The following is a 14385-nucleotide window of genomic DNA, read 5'->3' as shown; positions in this document are numbered from 1 at the left end:
TCTCTTTTTTTGTTGTATAAAAAAAGAACCGTATAAAAAACGGTTCTTCCTGATGTTACTCCCCGAATAATAACGCAGCAATTGCTTCTTTTTCATGAAGAAAATCACTTAATTTATATTCGTCAAGCACGCTAATATATGCATGAAGCGCTTTGTTTAAGGCACCTTTTAAGTTACAGACTGGAGAGATTATACAACCGACGGACTCGGGGTTGAAACAATCGACTAAGTAAAAGTCTTCTTCTGTTTGACGGACGACTTCACCGATCCCAATTTCTTCAGGGCGTTTTGCAAGACGAATACCACCGCCACGACCGCGAATCGTTTCGATATAGCCCATCTTACCAAGCTCATGCGTCACTTTCATTAAATGATTTTTAGAAATACCATATGCGTCGGAAATTTCTTTAATCGTTGATAATTCCTCGGGCGCTTTTGCTCCGAGAAATAAAAGTGTACGCAATGAATAGTCTGTGTACAATGTTAATCGCACTTGATTCACCACCTATTCACTTAAATTATAACAGAGCAACAGAAAAGAGTCTTGTTTTTAAACATGTATTTAAAATATGTCTTTTTTGTTAAAGATGTATTTTATATATTGCTTTAAGAATTTTTAAGGCGTATATTGAAGGTGTTAAAAGAAGAGAGGACGTGTCAAACATGTTATCACAACAAACAATGGACATCATTAAATCTACAGTACCCGTATTAGAAGTACATGGCCTTGCCATTACAAAAACTTTCTATAAAAACTTATTCGAAGCACATCCTGAATTATTAAATATTTTTAATCATACAAATCAATCTAAAGGTCGCCAACAAGGCGCTTTAGCAAATACAGTATATGCAGCAGCCGTACACATTGAAAACTTAGACGCTATTTTACCAGTCGTACACCAAATCGGCCAAAAACACCGTTCATTAGGAATTTTACCTGAACATTATCCAATCGTAGGTCAATTTTTATTAGCAGCAATTAAAGAAGTATTAGGAGATGCTGCAACAGAAGAAATTTTAGGTGCATGGGGCGAAGCATATGGCGTCATTGCAGATGCATTTATCCAAACAGAAGAAGGATTATACAAAGAAGCAGAAGAAAAAGAAGGCGGCTACCGTGGTTTCAAACCTTTCAAAGTAACAAAAGTCGTTACTGAAAACGAACTTGTAAAATCATTCTACTTAGTACCAGCGGATGGTGCAGCATTACCTAGCTATCAAGCAGGTCAATACGTATCTGTACAAGTGAGCATTCCAGGTCACCCATACACACATAACCGTCAATACTCTTTATCACAAGCATATAATGGTCAAGAATACCGCATTTCAATCAAAGCTGAAAAACAAGCAACGCCTCAAGGAGTCGTATCAAACTACTTACACGCGAACTTAAAAGAAGGCGATGAAATCATGGTATCTGTACCAGCCGGTGATTTCGTTTACAACACAGCAAATGGCACACCCGTAACATTTTTAGCAGCAGGTATCGGTGCAACACCATTACTTGCAATGTATCAAACAGCAGTCAAAGAAAACGATGCAAAAGTGAAATTCATTCATAGTGCATCACATATTCCATTACATCCATTCGAACGCGAATTACTAGGCATCGCTTTCCCAAGCAAAAATGCCACATACGTACCTGTGACAACAGCGGCAACTGGTCACATCGACCAAGACTTCTTAGCGAAGCACGTCGATACGACAGGTGAAGTATACCTATGCGGTCCTGTAGGCTTTATGGAAGCGATGATTACCAATTTAGTTGCAATTGGCATGCCGAAAGAAAACATTCACTTCGAATTCTTCGGTCCAGCAATGGCACTTTAATCATGATAAAAGGGATAGCGCATGACTTATGCGTTATCCTTTTTTTGTATCTGCTAACTATGTTATAATGTGGAATTAGTTGCAAATCATTTGTAATCGAATTGTAACTTTTTTGTTAAGATAAAAAATGTTTATAGATGGTACGCTATATGTAGCTAAAAGTATGTCATTTATACTAAAAAGCATTTAGGAAGGAAAGTGGAATATGGGAAAAGTGAAGTACTTTGCCGTATGTTTGATCGTCGCCATTTTATCATTCATCGGGTATAATCACGCTTCAGCCAAAGAAGTAGTGGAGGCGGAACAACACGTCAATACTGCAAAACCAGAAAGTACAGTACCGTGGGAATACGGTCAAGAAACGCCGATGTCAGCGATCAAACCATTGGCGTCAAGTCCTGTTATTGCAGATATTTCAAAATGGCAAGGCAATATTGATTGGTCAAAAGCATCTAAGGCTTTGGACTTAGTCATTATTCGTACACAATATGGTGCAGGTACAGAAGATTATATGCACAAATCTTACGAGGCAAGCGCCTATAAATACAATGTACCGTTCGGTGTATATTCTTACGTATTATCGAGTACACCAGCAAACGCACGTGCAGAAGCGCGTAAATTTTATGAACGTGCTTCAAAAAACACGAAATTTTATGTGCTAGATGTTGAGGAATTTACAAATAACAGCACACCTTATACGATGCGTACAATCATCGAAGCATATGTAGATGAATTACGTAGCTTAACGAATAAAAAAGTGGGGCTATACGTTGCCAACCATTTATATAGTAGCTTAAACTTAAAAATTTCAGACTTCGACTTCGTCTGGATTCCACGTTATAGCTCACAAGGGCCGAGTCACAAACATGATTTATGGCAATATACAGATAGCGGTCGTGTACCAGGGATTCCGGGTAACGTCGATTTAAACCGACTAGCTTCTGGTGTTTCATTAAGTTTCTTTACAGGTAAAACTGTGTCACAAGTATCAAATCCATCAACGAGTGAGTTTTATACAACGAATCCTAAAAAGGTTATCGCCAAATCAGATCTTCGTCAATTCAAGACGACAGCTTTTGAAAAATGGAGTGGGGTCGTAAAAAAAGGTGAAGTTGTTACAGTAAAACGCATTGTAAAAACAAAAGGTGGTACGCCACGCTTACAGTTAACAAATGGTCGCTACATTAGTGCGAACAAAAAATACGTATTAAAAGCAAGCAGCAATATTGCAAATTATTATACAGTGAACGATGATGTTTCATATGTTTTACTAAAAAAAACAGATTCTGAATTTGACGCTGTGAATTTCAACGACGATACACGTGGCGCAGATATTGCAAAAGGTAAAGTCGTAAAAGTAAGCAGCATCGTTTATACATCAGGTGGTACACCACGTTTAAAATTAACGAACGGTAACTATATCACTGCAAAGAAAACAGTCGTTCAAAAAATGAAAGATATGACGACACCAACACATTACTATACGTCACTTGATAGCGTGAAGCAGGTTCTTGTGAAACAAGACGAGTACGCTTACACATCAACGGCATTTAATACGAAAACACGTAGCAATCGAATTGCAGATCAGGCAATCGTTTCAGTGAAAAGTGTTGTGTATTCAACAGGTGGCGTACCTCGTCTAAAATTAGACAACGGTCGCTACATAACAGCGAAAAAAGACATCGTTCAAAAAGTAGCCTCTAACATTGATAATTTCTATACAGAAATCCCATCAAAATTAGTTGCTGCCGAAACGATTACAGCTTACGATGGTCTATATTTTGACGAAGCAAAAGCTGTAAATACGATTGCAGCAGGTACAGAAATTGCTGTTAAAAGTATCGTTTATACAACGAATGGTTATTCTAAATTCGTCTTAACAGACAATACAGTCATTTCAACAGAAAAAACATTATATGAATAATGACAGAAGAAGCATCGAATGCGGTGCTTCTTTTTTTCAAGTCTTTTTTTATGTGTAAAATTTCGTTACGATGAAGAGGAATAGGAGTGTTTCAGATGACAACATTTAAAGTAGAAAAATTGACAGAAGATGCGATTTTACCGTTCAAAGCACATGCAAGTGATGCAGGCTTTGACGTATTTGCGAACGAAGAAGTATTAATTCCAGCAGGTGAATCTCGCGGTATTGCGACAGGTATTCGTATGGAATTACCTGAATGGACAGAAGCGCAAGTACGTCCACGTAGCGGCCTAGCGTTAAAACATGCTGTAACGGTATTAAATACACCTGGAACAATTGATGCAGGTTATCGTGGCGAAGTGAAAGTAATTTTAATCAATCATGGGAAGTCGGATTTCCTCGTTGAAAAAGGGATGAAAATGGCGCAAATGGTCATTGCACCTGTGATGAAAATTGAGATGGAAGAAGCGCCGGTCAATATGGATTCAGATCGTAAAGAAGGTGGCTTCGGTTCAAGCGGCAAGTTTTAATAGATAGAGGCTAGTTAAGCTAGTCTCTTTTTTTATGTAGATATTTCGACGTTCGTAGTATAATAAAAACAGTTCAAAACGAGGGGGATGTTTAAATGACACAACAGTTAGATGAAACGTTACAAATGTTAAAAGCATTAACAGACGCACGTGCAATTGCGGGGAATGAGCAAGAATCACGTGACGTGATGAAAAAATATATCGCACCATTCGCAGACGAAATGGATAGCGACAATTTAGGATCAGTCATTGCGAAAAAAGTTGGCGATGCAGACGGTCCAAAAATTATGGTGGCAGGTCACTTAGATGAAGTTGGCTTTATGGTGACACAAATTACGGAAAAAGGGTTTATTAAATTCCAAACAGTTGGCGGCTGGTGGGGGCAAGTAATGCTTGCACAACGCGTTCAAATTGTAACATCAAAAGGTGAAACAATCGTCGGCGTCATCGGTTCAAAACCACCACACATTTTACCGCCAGCAGCGCGTACGAAACCGTATGACATTAAAGATATGTTCATCGATGTTGGTGCGACTTCTGCTGATGAAGTAAAAGAATGGGGCATTCGTCCAGGGGATATGATTGCACCGTACTTTGAATTTACCGTGATGAAAAATGAAAAACATTTACTAGCGAAAGCATGGGATAACCGTATCGGCTGTGCTATTGCAATCGAAGTATTAAAACGCTTAAAAGATGAACAACATCCAAATGTTGTATACGGTTGTGGTGTCGTACAAGAAGAAGTCGGTTTACGTGGCTCAAAAACAGCGACGTATAAAATTAATCCAGATATCGGTTTTGCTGTAGACGTCGGCATTGCTGGTGATACACCGGGGATTTCAAAAGCAGAAGCAGCAAGTGAAATCGGTAAAGGTCCACAAATTATCGTTTATGACGGCTCAATGGTATCTCATAAAGGCTTACGCGAGTTAGTCGTGAAAACAGCTGAAGACAACGACATTCCGTTCCAATATGAAGCGATTCCAGGTGGCGGTACAGATGCAGGCTCTATTCATTTAACGATGAATGGCGTACCAGCGCTATCAATCGGTATTGCTACACGTTATATTCACTCACATGCAGGCATCTTACATCGTGATGACTTTGAAAACACTGTGAAACTAGTCGTTGAAGTCATTAAACAATTAGATACAGAAACTGTAAATCATATTAAATTCGATTAATGATACCAAAAGCACATCTTTTAAAGGTGTGCTTTTTTGTATATACGTTTTTAAATGAATAAATGATGTATTTTGTATAAAGAGAATCATATTATTCATTCTTTTTCAAAAAAAAATAAAAGATTTTTTTGTTTGCAAAACATTGGTATATCAACGTTTTTAAAAATTTTTAATTCAGAAGAATTGATTTTTTCTAAAAAAACATAAAAATGCAATTGACTTTATAAATATACATATCTATAATAAAGACATCAAGTTAAATGTTTAGGAGAGATCGCATATGAAACTACTAGAAGAAATTGAACTACAACCAGTTAAATCACTAAAAGGTAAACATTTATTATCATTAATCGATTACACGAGTGAAGAAGTAAAACAACTTGTCGATTTAGCGATTAAAATGAAAATCGTTACAAAAGAAAGTGGCTCACCAAAATTATTAGACGGTAAAACGTTAGCAATGATCTTTGAAAAGAACTCAACTCGTACACGTGTTTCTTTTGAAGTCGGTATGCACCAACTAGGTGGTAAAGGCATGTACATGAATGCTCGCGACTTACAAATCGGCCGTGGCGAAACAGTTCACGATACTGCGCTTGTACTTTCAGGTTACGTAGACGGTATTATGATTCGTGCAAACGAACATACGATGGTAGAAGAACTTGCGACTTACTCAAAAGTTCCTGTTATTAACGGTTTAACAGACGTATCTCACCCATGCCAAGCATTAGCTGATCTTGAAACAATTGCTGAAGTAAAAGGTTCATTTGAAGGATTAAAAGTTGCATACATTGGTGACGGTAACAATGTTGCCCATTCATTAGTTGCAGCTTGTGCACATGTCGGTATGGATTCAGTCATTGCTGCACCGGTTGGTTATGAGCCAGATCCAGCAATTATCGCAAAAGTACAACAAATTGCTGCTGCAAACGGCGCAACAGTGACAGTGACAACAGATCCTGTAGAAGCTGTGAAAGATGCAGACGTTATCTACTCAGACGTTTGGACATCAATGGGTCAAGAAGAAGAATCTGCAAAACGTTTAAAAGACTTCGCAGATTACCAAATTAACGAAGCGCTTGTTGCACACGCAAAACCAGATTACATCTTCTTACACTGCTTACCAGCACACCGTGAAGAAGAAGTAACAACAGGTGTTATTGATAACCAAGAACACTCTTACATTTTCCATCAAGCTGAAAATCGTATGCATGCACAAAAAGCAGTACTTGTATCACTTTTAGCTGACTAATAAAAACAATCATTAAAGTACGTCAGAGAACGTCCATGATTTATACATCTAATAGGGAACACACTGAGTCGTATTTCACAGAGGGGAAAGAAAACTCAGCCGCTATTATACCCGGACTAGCTTGGCAGAGGACAAGCTAGTCCTTTTTTTAATTGAAAAAAGGCGGTGATTTCTCTACAATGTAATGAGGTAGAACGGAGGAATTATCGTGTTAGGCTTTATTTATTTACTTGTTGCAATTACGTTTTTAAAACTAACGTACGACACATCAAAATGGACAACTCAAGATGAAGGTGATGAGAAAGCAGCCATCAAACGTGGTCAATCATCATTTATCGCAGTACTGATGGTGACATTACGTTTTATGCCACTTGATACGCGCAAAAAATTAATGATGGCTGTATTCGCTATCATTACAATTGTGTTCTTCGTATTGTTTTGGAGAACGTTTTAAGGCATGCATTGCATGTCTTTTTTTGTACGAAAAATTACGCATTTTTCTATATTGACAGAAAAAAAGTTCGCCTCTTGCCGAATAATAGGGGGTGTTTAAAGAATCTAGATCCTAAAAGTGTCATTTTACCCTAAAATTCGCCTTTTTAATTGAAAATGAGAATTATTTTCAATTAACTATTTACAACATAAAAAAGGTGTTGCTAAACTGTAAGCAACTTACATAGAAAAAGGGGATTTTCACAATGTACAAAAAATTATTCGCAGCACCACTTGCATTATCAATCGCATTATCAGCAGTTGCACCGACATTTGCACATGCGGAAGAAGTGGCAACTTCAACACAGGAACAGGGACCAACTACTAGTGAACAAGTACAATCGAAAGGTTATGACGTTTACTATAAAGGTGAAGTCACAACAAAGTTCGATGCGAATTTTGGGCCAGTAAGTATTACAAAAGTAAACAATAAATACGAAGTGACATTAGAAGCATCAGAAATTTTAACTAAATTTGATATTAATGGGGTAGCAGCAACAAAAATTGACGGAGCTACAACAGTAGGTATGCAAAAATATAAATTCACGTTAGATTCAATCTCTGAAACAACACCGATTGTCATTGGATATAACGCAGGTTCTTACGGTTCAATGACACATGAAATGGGTTTGAATTTCTCAGCAACACCTGTTTCAGATGAGTCAATCTCAACACCAAGTATTACACCTCCAACAACTGATAGTACAACTACAGATGAAAACAAAGAACAAGCAACAGCTACTTCAGTTGTGCCAGTCATTTCATTCAAAGATGTGCCAACAGCAAGCTACAACAATTCATTTACAAACGTTAGCTACGTTAAAGACGGTGATAAATATAAAGTTACAATGAATGTTGATCAATTATTTACAACATTTAAAGTAAACGGTAAAGATGTTGCTTTAACAGCTGATGGTGAGGCGCAAAAAGCAGAATTTACATTAGCAGATATTAATGTAAATCCAACGATTACAATTGCATACAGTGCAGGTGGCTATAATGCATCACATGACTTCACCTTCGATTTTACGCCATCAGTTGCAGAGGTGACAACTGCATTTGAAGCAGCGTTAAAAGCACTTTCTTACACAGCAGATGACGCGATCAAAACGAAAGAAGATGTCACAGCAGCAGCGAAACAAATTTCAGCAGTTGATGGTATTATTGCCGCAGCGCAAGCTTCTTTAGTAGATACAGCAACTTTCGAAACAAATGCTGATTACGATAAACAAGTTGCAAACGTTACAGCTTACAAAACACCATTTATTACAGCTTTAACATCAGCAATCGCAGCGCTTTCTTATACACAAGCAGGTTCTATTACAACAGATGAACAATTAGCAGCAGCGCAAGCACAATTAAAAGCAGCAACAGATGCAGAAGCGGCAGCAACAGCAGCTGGTTTAACAGCACGTACAGAAATTGCCACGCTTGAAAACTATGCAAATATTGCAGCTCAAAAAGCAGTTGTAGAAGCTGGTGTAACGAAACAAGAAGCTGCACAAACTGAACGTTCATTAGAAGTAAAAGTAAGTAACGTAAAAGGTGCTTCAGATATCGTCAAAGTATACGGTGTTCAAAAAGGCGATACAGTTCGCGTTTACAATACGAAAGGCAAAGTCGTTGCAACAGAAACAGCAACAGGTGAATACGTACGCTTTGCAGGATTAAACCTTGGTAAGGTAAAAGGTAAAGTATCAGCGACAGCACAAGCAGCAGATCAACAAGAATCAGCAAAAGCTACAGTCGCATTTAAAGCAGAGCCTGTATCAAAAGCAATCGCTAAAGCAAGCGTTACAGTAAAAAACAACAAAGGTAAAAATGATGTTGTGACAGTTAAAGGCACTGTAAAAGGTGAAAAAGTACGTGTGTACGATGCGAACGGTAAAACGTTAAAAACAGTAACAGCGACTGGCAAAACGACAAAAGTATCGATTAAACAACTTGGCAAAAAAACAGGTAAAATCCAAGTGGCACGTATTCAAGTTGGAAAACATATTAGTGCAAAAACAACTGTTAAATTTTCTAAAGAAAAATAATGAATAATAAAAGCGGGCTCGCTTGATGAGTCCGCTTTTTTTAAAAGGAGATTTTAATAATGGAAAAAACATTTAGTGTATGTTTAGCCGCGGCATTAACAATGACAACATTAACGCCGACCATTTTTCAAGCACCAACGACAGCACAAGCTGCGACAACGATTGCAGATGGTCAATATGAAGTGCAAATTCAAGGTTACTATGACGGTAAACCGTCTGATTATGCGCAAGCGAACATTGAACCGACTGCGCTATTAACGGTAAAAGACGGGAAACAAACGGTAGTGATTACGCTAAAAAATGTAGAGAGTTATAAAGATATTGCGGATAAAGACGGTAAAAACGTACCAATCGTGAAAGGGTCAGACGGTAAATCGACGATTACATTTGAAGGAACGGACTTAATCGATAATGGCGTCATCGCTGTGCTACATGTGATTGTAGAAGCAATCAATTACGATCATCATTATGCGATGCAGTATAAATTAGATACGAATACACTCGTTTCAAAACAAGCGGTGCAAACAAAACGTTCATTGACAACAACAGCGAAAAATAATGTGAACAAAAAAGATACCGTTACGGTGAAAGGTGTACAAAAAGGCGATACCGTTCGTCTTTATAACGGCAAGGAAACATTCACAAAAACAGCTACTTCAAGCACTGTGACATTCACATTAAGCCAGCTCGGGAAAAAGGCAGGCACAGCATATATGACAGTACAAGCGGCTGGCGAACGTGAATCAGCAAAAGTAGCAGTCGCATATAAAGCAGAGCCCGTGTCAGCAACAGTCAATAAGAAAAAAGTTGTCGTTCACAACAACAAAGGAAAAACAAACGATAAAGTTGTTGTGAAAGGATTGAAAAAAGGCGATGTATTACGCTTTTATGACACGCTTGGGAACGGTTTAGGACGTGTGACAGCAACGTCTGCTACAGCGACATTTAAAACGAAATCACTGAAAGCAAAAGGTGGTAAGATTTACATTTCACGTACACAAACAGGGAAAGTGACAAGTAAAAAAGTAGCCATTAGTTATACAGCTGAAAAATAATTGATGAAGAAGCGTGTGTTATACGTTGAGCACGCTTCTTTTTTTGGTACACTATTGTAAGAATATTTTGAAAAGAGGGTTTCGGATGAAAGCAGTTTATGTAGAAAATAATAAAGTAACATTAGGGGAATTGACACAACCAGTCGCAACGGCTGGAGAAGTACTCGTAAAAATTTACGCGGCAGGGTTAAACCGTCGTGATTTATACACACCAAACCGTTTAGCGCCTGATGCGGCACCACTTATTTTAGGGAGCGATGCAGCTGGTGTGATTGAAGCTGTCGGTGAAGGCGTAGAGCAATTTCAAGTAGGAGATGAAGTCATTATCAATCCGTCGCTTCGTTGGTTTAAGCAAAGTGACGTTCCGCCAGCAGACTTTGAGATTTTAAGCTTGCCAGATAACGGTACGTTTGCGGAATACGTAGCGATTTCTGCAGAGCAAGTAGAGCCAAAGCCTAAGCATTTATCATTTGTAGAAGCGGCAACAATCGGTATTGCACCACTGACAGGCTATCGCGCCCTCGTGACAAAAGGTGATGTGAAACCTGGAGATACAGTGTTTATCCCGGGTGCAGGTAGCGGTGTTGCGACGTTTATGATTCAACTTGCGAAACATTTAGGGGCACGTGTTATCGTGTCGTCACGTTCAGATTATAAACGTCAAGAAGCATTGAAAATTGGTGCGGACTTAGCGATTTCAAATGATGACGTATGGCAAGATGTTTTAAAAGATGAAGTCATTGATGTCGTTATTGATAGCGTCGGTCGCGCGACATTTAACCGTTCATTAGGTGTATTAAAACGTGGTGGGACGCTTGTGACATTCGGTGCAACGACAGAAGATGTAGCAGATTTCGATCTACGAACATTTTTCTATGCACAACAAACGATTAAAGGGACGACCTTGGGCTGTCGTTCAGAATTTCGTGAAATGCTGGCATTGCTAGAACAAGACGCGATTCGTCCTGTCATTGACAAAACATTTTCATTAGAAGCGTACGAAGTCGCGCTTAATTATTTAGAAAAGAACGAGCAATTTGGTAAACTAGTATTTGAAGTAAGCCACTAGGAGGATTTTTGTGACAGTTCGATTACTAGCAATTGATGTCGATGGAACACTTGCCAATTCAAAGGGGAATGTTAGTGACTATACACGACGCGTTTTACATGAAGCGGTTGACCGAGGGATATACGTCGTCATTTCGACAGGAAGAAGTCGCTCATTTTTACAATGTGTTGCAGATCAAGTCGCGCTGAATCAGCCGATGATTTGTAACAATGGCGCAGAGATTTGGAAAAGTTGTGATGAATTGTTAACGCAACGATTTATGCCGTTACCAGTCGGGCAAAAAATCGTACATATTTTACAGCGTTACGGTGTAGAACATATGTGGGGCAATTGTGTTGACGGTGATTTCACGCCAGAAATTTTTGGGGAACCACTCAAAAATCCACCGATGAAGCTCGGTGCGTTTTTTGACGATGACCACCAGTTAGAAGTTGTCCGTAATGAAATTGCACAGTTGCCAGGCATTTCAATTACGAGTTCTGATGAGCTCAACATTGAAATGATGCAAGCAGGTACGTCAAAAGCATCAGGTTTACAGCTATTAGCAGAATCACTCGGCGTTTCGTTAAAAGATGCGATGTGTTTTGGTGATAGCTATAACGATCTTGAAATGTTTGATGTGTGCGGTACAGCGGTGGCAATGGGCAATGCGAATGAAGAAGTGAAAAAAAATGCTACGTACGTGACAGCGACGAATGATGAAGACGGTGTTGCACGTGCCATTGAAAAATATGTCTTTAATGCACAAATGATTTAAATTGTAGAAGATGTCCCAAAACAGTTGGGGGCATCTTCTTTTTTTGTGTATACTACTTAAAGGAATATAAAAAAGGCGGTAAAAACATGAAATTTATTGAATCAAATCAAAATGCACTCGTAAAATATTGGAAAAAGCTTGCGACAACACGTAAAGAACGCGATAAATCAGGAGAGTTTTTAGTGGAAGGCTTCCATTTAGTAGAAGAAGCACTAAAACATACAGACGTATTACATTTAATCGTACGTGAAGGTGTAGAAATTCCATCTGACTGGGATATCGACAACGTATTTTTAATCGAAGTGACAGACGCAATCGCAAAAGAACTTGCAGAAACAGAACATACACAAGGCATTTTTGCACAATGTAAACAAAAAGCATTTGACGCATCAGCACAATCTTCTTGGACAAAATTATTGTTAGTTGATGCCGTACAAGATCCAGGAAATATCGGTACGATGATTCGTACAGCCGATGCGGCAGGTATTGACGCTGTCGTGTTAGGTAAAGGTTCAGCGGATCCATATAATCCAAAAACTGTTCGTTCAACACAAGGCTCTATTTTCCACATTCCAGTCGTACGTGGCGACTTATCTGAATGGGTAGCAGACTTAAAAGATCGTGACGTGCCAGTATACGGTACAGCACTTGAAAATTCAGTCGTTTACAACGAAGTGAAAAAAGAAGGCAAGTTTGCATTAATTATGGGGAATGAAGGAAGCGGCATCGCACCAGAATTGTTAAAACAAACAGATGCGAACGTCATCATTCCGATTAATGGCGCAGCAGAATCATTAAATGTAGCAGTTGCAACAGGTATCGTTCTTTACCATTTTGCGCTGTAAGCTACTTGAACTTATGATATGACTTGTTTATAATAAACAAGAATCATACGAAATGCATTGACCGGGGAATAGTATAAAAATAAAAGGCTTTCAGGGACGCAACACCATAGACTGCGAGTGTGCGAGATACTTATTTTTAGAATTCACCCCGCTAGCAGCCACCGGGACCAGCAATTGCTGTAAAGGTAGGCCGGTAACTGAGCCGTTAATTCAATGGAGTGACTACACGTCTGTGTAGTAACTAGGGTGGTAACGCGAATTTCAACCTCGTCCCTTTTTTAGGGGCGGGGTTTTTATATTTCGGTACACCTATTTTGAGAGAATTTCTCGCGATCTTTGGAAGGAGGAGCAATAATGCAAGAGCAATTAGCACAATTAAAAGCAGAGGTGCTTGAAAAAATCGCCGCTGCACAAGATGTGAAACAATTAAACGACGTCCGCGTTGCCTACTTAGGTAAAAAAGGACCGATCACAGATTTACTAAAAGGAATGGGGAAACTTCCTCAAGAAGAACGTCCAAAAATGGGTGCTTTAGTAAATGAAACACGCGCACAAGTACAAGAAGTATTAGATGCTCGTAAAGTAGAATTAGAAGCTGCAGCACTTGATGCACAATTAGCTTCAGAAACAATTGATGTGACATTACCAGGTCGCACAGTGAAAGTCGGTAACCACCACCCACTTACACGTATTATTGAAGAAATCGAAGACTTATTCATCGGTATGGGTTATGAAGTCGCAGAAGGTCCAGAAGTCGAAAAAGACTACTACAACTTCGAAGCATTAAACTTACCAAAAGGTCACCCAGCACGTGATATGCAAGATACATTCTACATTTCAGAAGAAATCTTAATGCGTACACATACATCACCAGTACAAGCACGTACGATGGAAAAAGCGCAAGGTAAACCGATCCGTATCATTTGCCCAGGTAAAGTATTCCGTCGTGATAACGATGACGCAACACACTCACACCAATTCAACCAAATTGAAGGTTTAGTTGTCGGTGAAGATATCGCAATGAGCGATTTAAAAGGTACATTAGATTTATTCGCGAAAAAAATGTTCGGTGAAGACCGTGAAATTCGCTTACGTCCAAGCTACTTCCCATTCACTGAGCCATCAGTAGAAATGGATATTTCATGCTTCAAATGCGGCGGCGAAGGCTGTAACGTATGTAAAGGAACAGGTTGGATCGAAATTTTAGGCGCAGGTATGGTTCACCCGAACGTACTTGAAATGGCCGGTTATGATCCGAAAAAAGTAACTGGTTTCGCTTTCGGTATGGGACCAGAACGTATTGCAATGCTGAAATATGGTGTGGATGATATTCGTCACTTCTATACAAATGACGTGCGTTTCTTAGAACAATTCCACCGCGCAGAAGACTAGGAGGAGAGCGAAA

At 39.0% G+C, this 14385-nt stretch carries 13 protein-coding genes and 1 other annotated feature; of the genes, 12 read left to right on the top strand and 1 reads right to left on the bottom strand.

Annotated features, from left to right (window positions below):
- Nucleotides 1-55: 55 nt before the first annotated feature.
- Entirely contained in the window at nt 56-493 is a 438-nt protein-coding gene (locus KMHG_RS07025; RefSeq protein WP_010288250.1) for an RrF2 family transcriptional regulator, read from the bottom strand.
- 170 nt (nt 494-663) lie between these two features.
- On the opposite strand from KMHG_RS07025, the gene hmpA reads away from it, so the two are divergent.
- From hmpA to pheS, 12 genes are all read left to right on the top strand, one after another.
- Nucleotides 664-1830 (top strand): NO-inducible flavohemoprotein, encoded by a 1167-nt coding sequence (gene hmpA / locus KMHG_RS07020; protein WP_010288248.1) that lies wholly within the window; start codon nt 664-666, stop codon nt 1828-1830.
- 205 nt (nt 1831-2035) lie between these two features.
- The gene (locus tag KMHG_RS07015) at nt 2036-3754 is read left to right on the top strand and encodes a DUF5776 domain-containing protein (RefSeq protein ID WP_010288246.1); all 1719 of its coding nucleotides are present in this window, start codon (nt 2036-2038) and stop codon (nt 3752-3754) included.
- A 95-nt stretch (nt 3755-3849) separates the two neighbouring features.
- Complete coding sequence (dut, locus tag KMHG_RS07010; protein WP_010288245.1) at nt 3850-4284, top strand: dUTP diphosphatase; 435 nt, start codon at nt 3850-3852, stop codon at nt 4282-4284.
- Between the two features lie 95 nt (nt 4285-4379).
- Complete coding sequence (locus tag KMHG_RS07005; RefSeq protein ID WP_010288244.1) at nt 4380-5471, top strand: M42 family metallopeptidase; 1092 nt, start codon at nt 4380-4382, stop codon at nt 5469-5471.
- Between the two features lie 280 nt (nt 5472-5751).
- Complete coding sequence (gene argF, locus KMHG_RS07000) at nt 5752-6723, top strand: ornithine carbamoyltransferase (protein ID WP_010288243.1); 972 nt, start codon at nt 5752-5754, stop codon at nt 6721-6723.
- A gap of 208 nt (nt 6724-6931) precedes the next feature.
- A complete protein-coding gene (locus tag KMHG_RS06995) occupies nt 6932-7177 on the top strand; it encodes a hypothetical protein (protein WP_010288241.1) in 246 nt (81 codons plus the stop codon).
- A gap of 244 nt (nt 7178-7421) precedes the next feature.
- Nucleotides 7422-9254, top strand: a complete 1833-nt coding sequence (locus KMHG_RS06990) for a hypothetical protein (protein WP_010288239.1) — start codon at nt 7422-7424, stop codon at nt 9252-9254.
- A gap of 59 nt (nt 9255-9313) precedes the next feature.
- A complete protein-coding gene (locus KMHG_RS06985; RefSeq protein WP_010288237.1) occupies nt 9314-10309 on the top strand; it encodes an NEAT domain-containing protein in 996 nt (331 codons plus the stop codon).
- Nucleotides 10310-10394: 85 nt separating this feature from the next.
- A complete protein-coding gene (locus tag KMHG_RS06980; RefSeq protein ID WP_010288236.1) occupies nt 10395-11378 on the top strand; it encodes a zinc-binding dehydrogenase in 984 nt (327 codons plus the stop codon).
- A 10-nt stretch (nt 11379-11388) separates the two neighbouring features.
- A complete protein-coding gene (locus KMHG_RS06975) occupies nt 11389-12135 on the top strand; it encodes a Cof-type HAD-IIB family hydrolase (protein ID WP_010288235.1) in 747 nt (248 codons plus the stop codon).
- 86 nt (nt 12136-12221) lie between these two features.
- The gene (locus KMHG_RS06970; RefSeq protein WP_010288232.1) at nt 12222-12980 is read left to right on the top strand and encodes a TrmH family RNA methyltransferase; all 759 of its coding nucleotides are present in this window, start codon (nt 12222-12224) and stop codon (nt 12978-12980) included.
- A 48-nt stretch (nt 12981-13028) separates the two neighbouring features.
- Nucleotides 13029-13258, top strand: a binding site (T-box leader).
- Between the two features lie 76 nt (nt 13259-13334).
- Nucleotides 13335-14372 (top strand): phenylalanine--tRNA ligase subunit alpha, encoded by a 1038-nt coding sequence (pheS, locus tag KMHG_RS06965; RefSeq protein WP_010288230.1) that lies wholly within the window; start codon nt 13335-13337, stop codon nt 14370-14372.
- Nucleotides 14373-14385: the final 13 nt, after the last annotated feature.

The organism is Kurthia massiliensis, assembly GCF_000285555.1.
GTDB lineage: Bacteria > Bacillota > Bacilli > Bacillales_A > Planococcaceae > Kurthia > Kurthia massiliensis.
This window is presented reverse-complemented; position numbering and strand designations above follow the sequence as displayed.

Excerpts from the sequence above, each read along its gene's own strand:
- hmpA (WP_010288248.1), top strand. The coding sequence starts at position 664 with ATGTTATCACAACAAACAATGGACATCATTAAATCTACAGTACCCGTA.
- KMHG_RS07015 (WP_010288246.1), top strand. The coding sequence starts at position 2,036 with ATGGGAAAAGTGAAGTACTTTGCCGTATGTTTGATCGTCGCCATTTTA.
- dut (WP_010288245.1), top strand. The coding sequence starts at position 3,850 with ATGACAACATTTAAAGTAGAAAAATTGACAGAAGATGCGATTTTACCG.
- KMHG_RS07005 (WP_010288244.1), top strand. The coding sequence starts at position 4,380 with ATGACACAACAGTTAGATGAAACGTTACAAATGTTAAAAGCATTAACA.
- argF (WP_010288243.1), top strand. The coding sequence starts at position 5,752 with ATGAAACTACTAGAAGAAATTGAACTACAACCAGTTAAATCACTAAAA.
- KMHG_RS06990 (WP_010288239.1), top strand. The coding sequence starts at position 7,422 with ATGTACAAAAAATTATTCGCAGCACCACTTGCATTATCAATCGCATTA.
- KMHG_RS06985 (WP_010288237.1), top strand. The coding sequence starts at position 9,314 with ATGGAAAAAACATTTAGTGTATGTTTAGCCGCGGCATTAACAATGACA.
- KMHG_RS06980 (WP_010288236.1), top strand. The coding sequence starts at position 10,395 with ATGAAAGCAGTTTATGTAGAAAATAATAAAGTAACATTAGGGGAATTG.
- KMHG_RS06970 (WP_010288232.1), top strand. The coding sequence starts at position 12,222 with ATGAAATTTATTGAATCAAATCAAAATGCACTCGTAAAATATTGGAAA.
- pheS (WP_010288230.1), top strand. The coding sequence starts at position 13,335 with ATGCAAGAGCAATTAGCACAATTAAAAGCAGAGGTGCTTGAAAAAATC.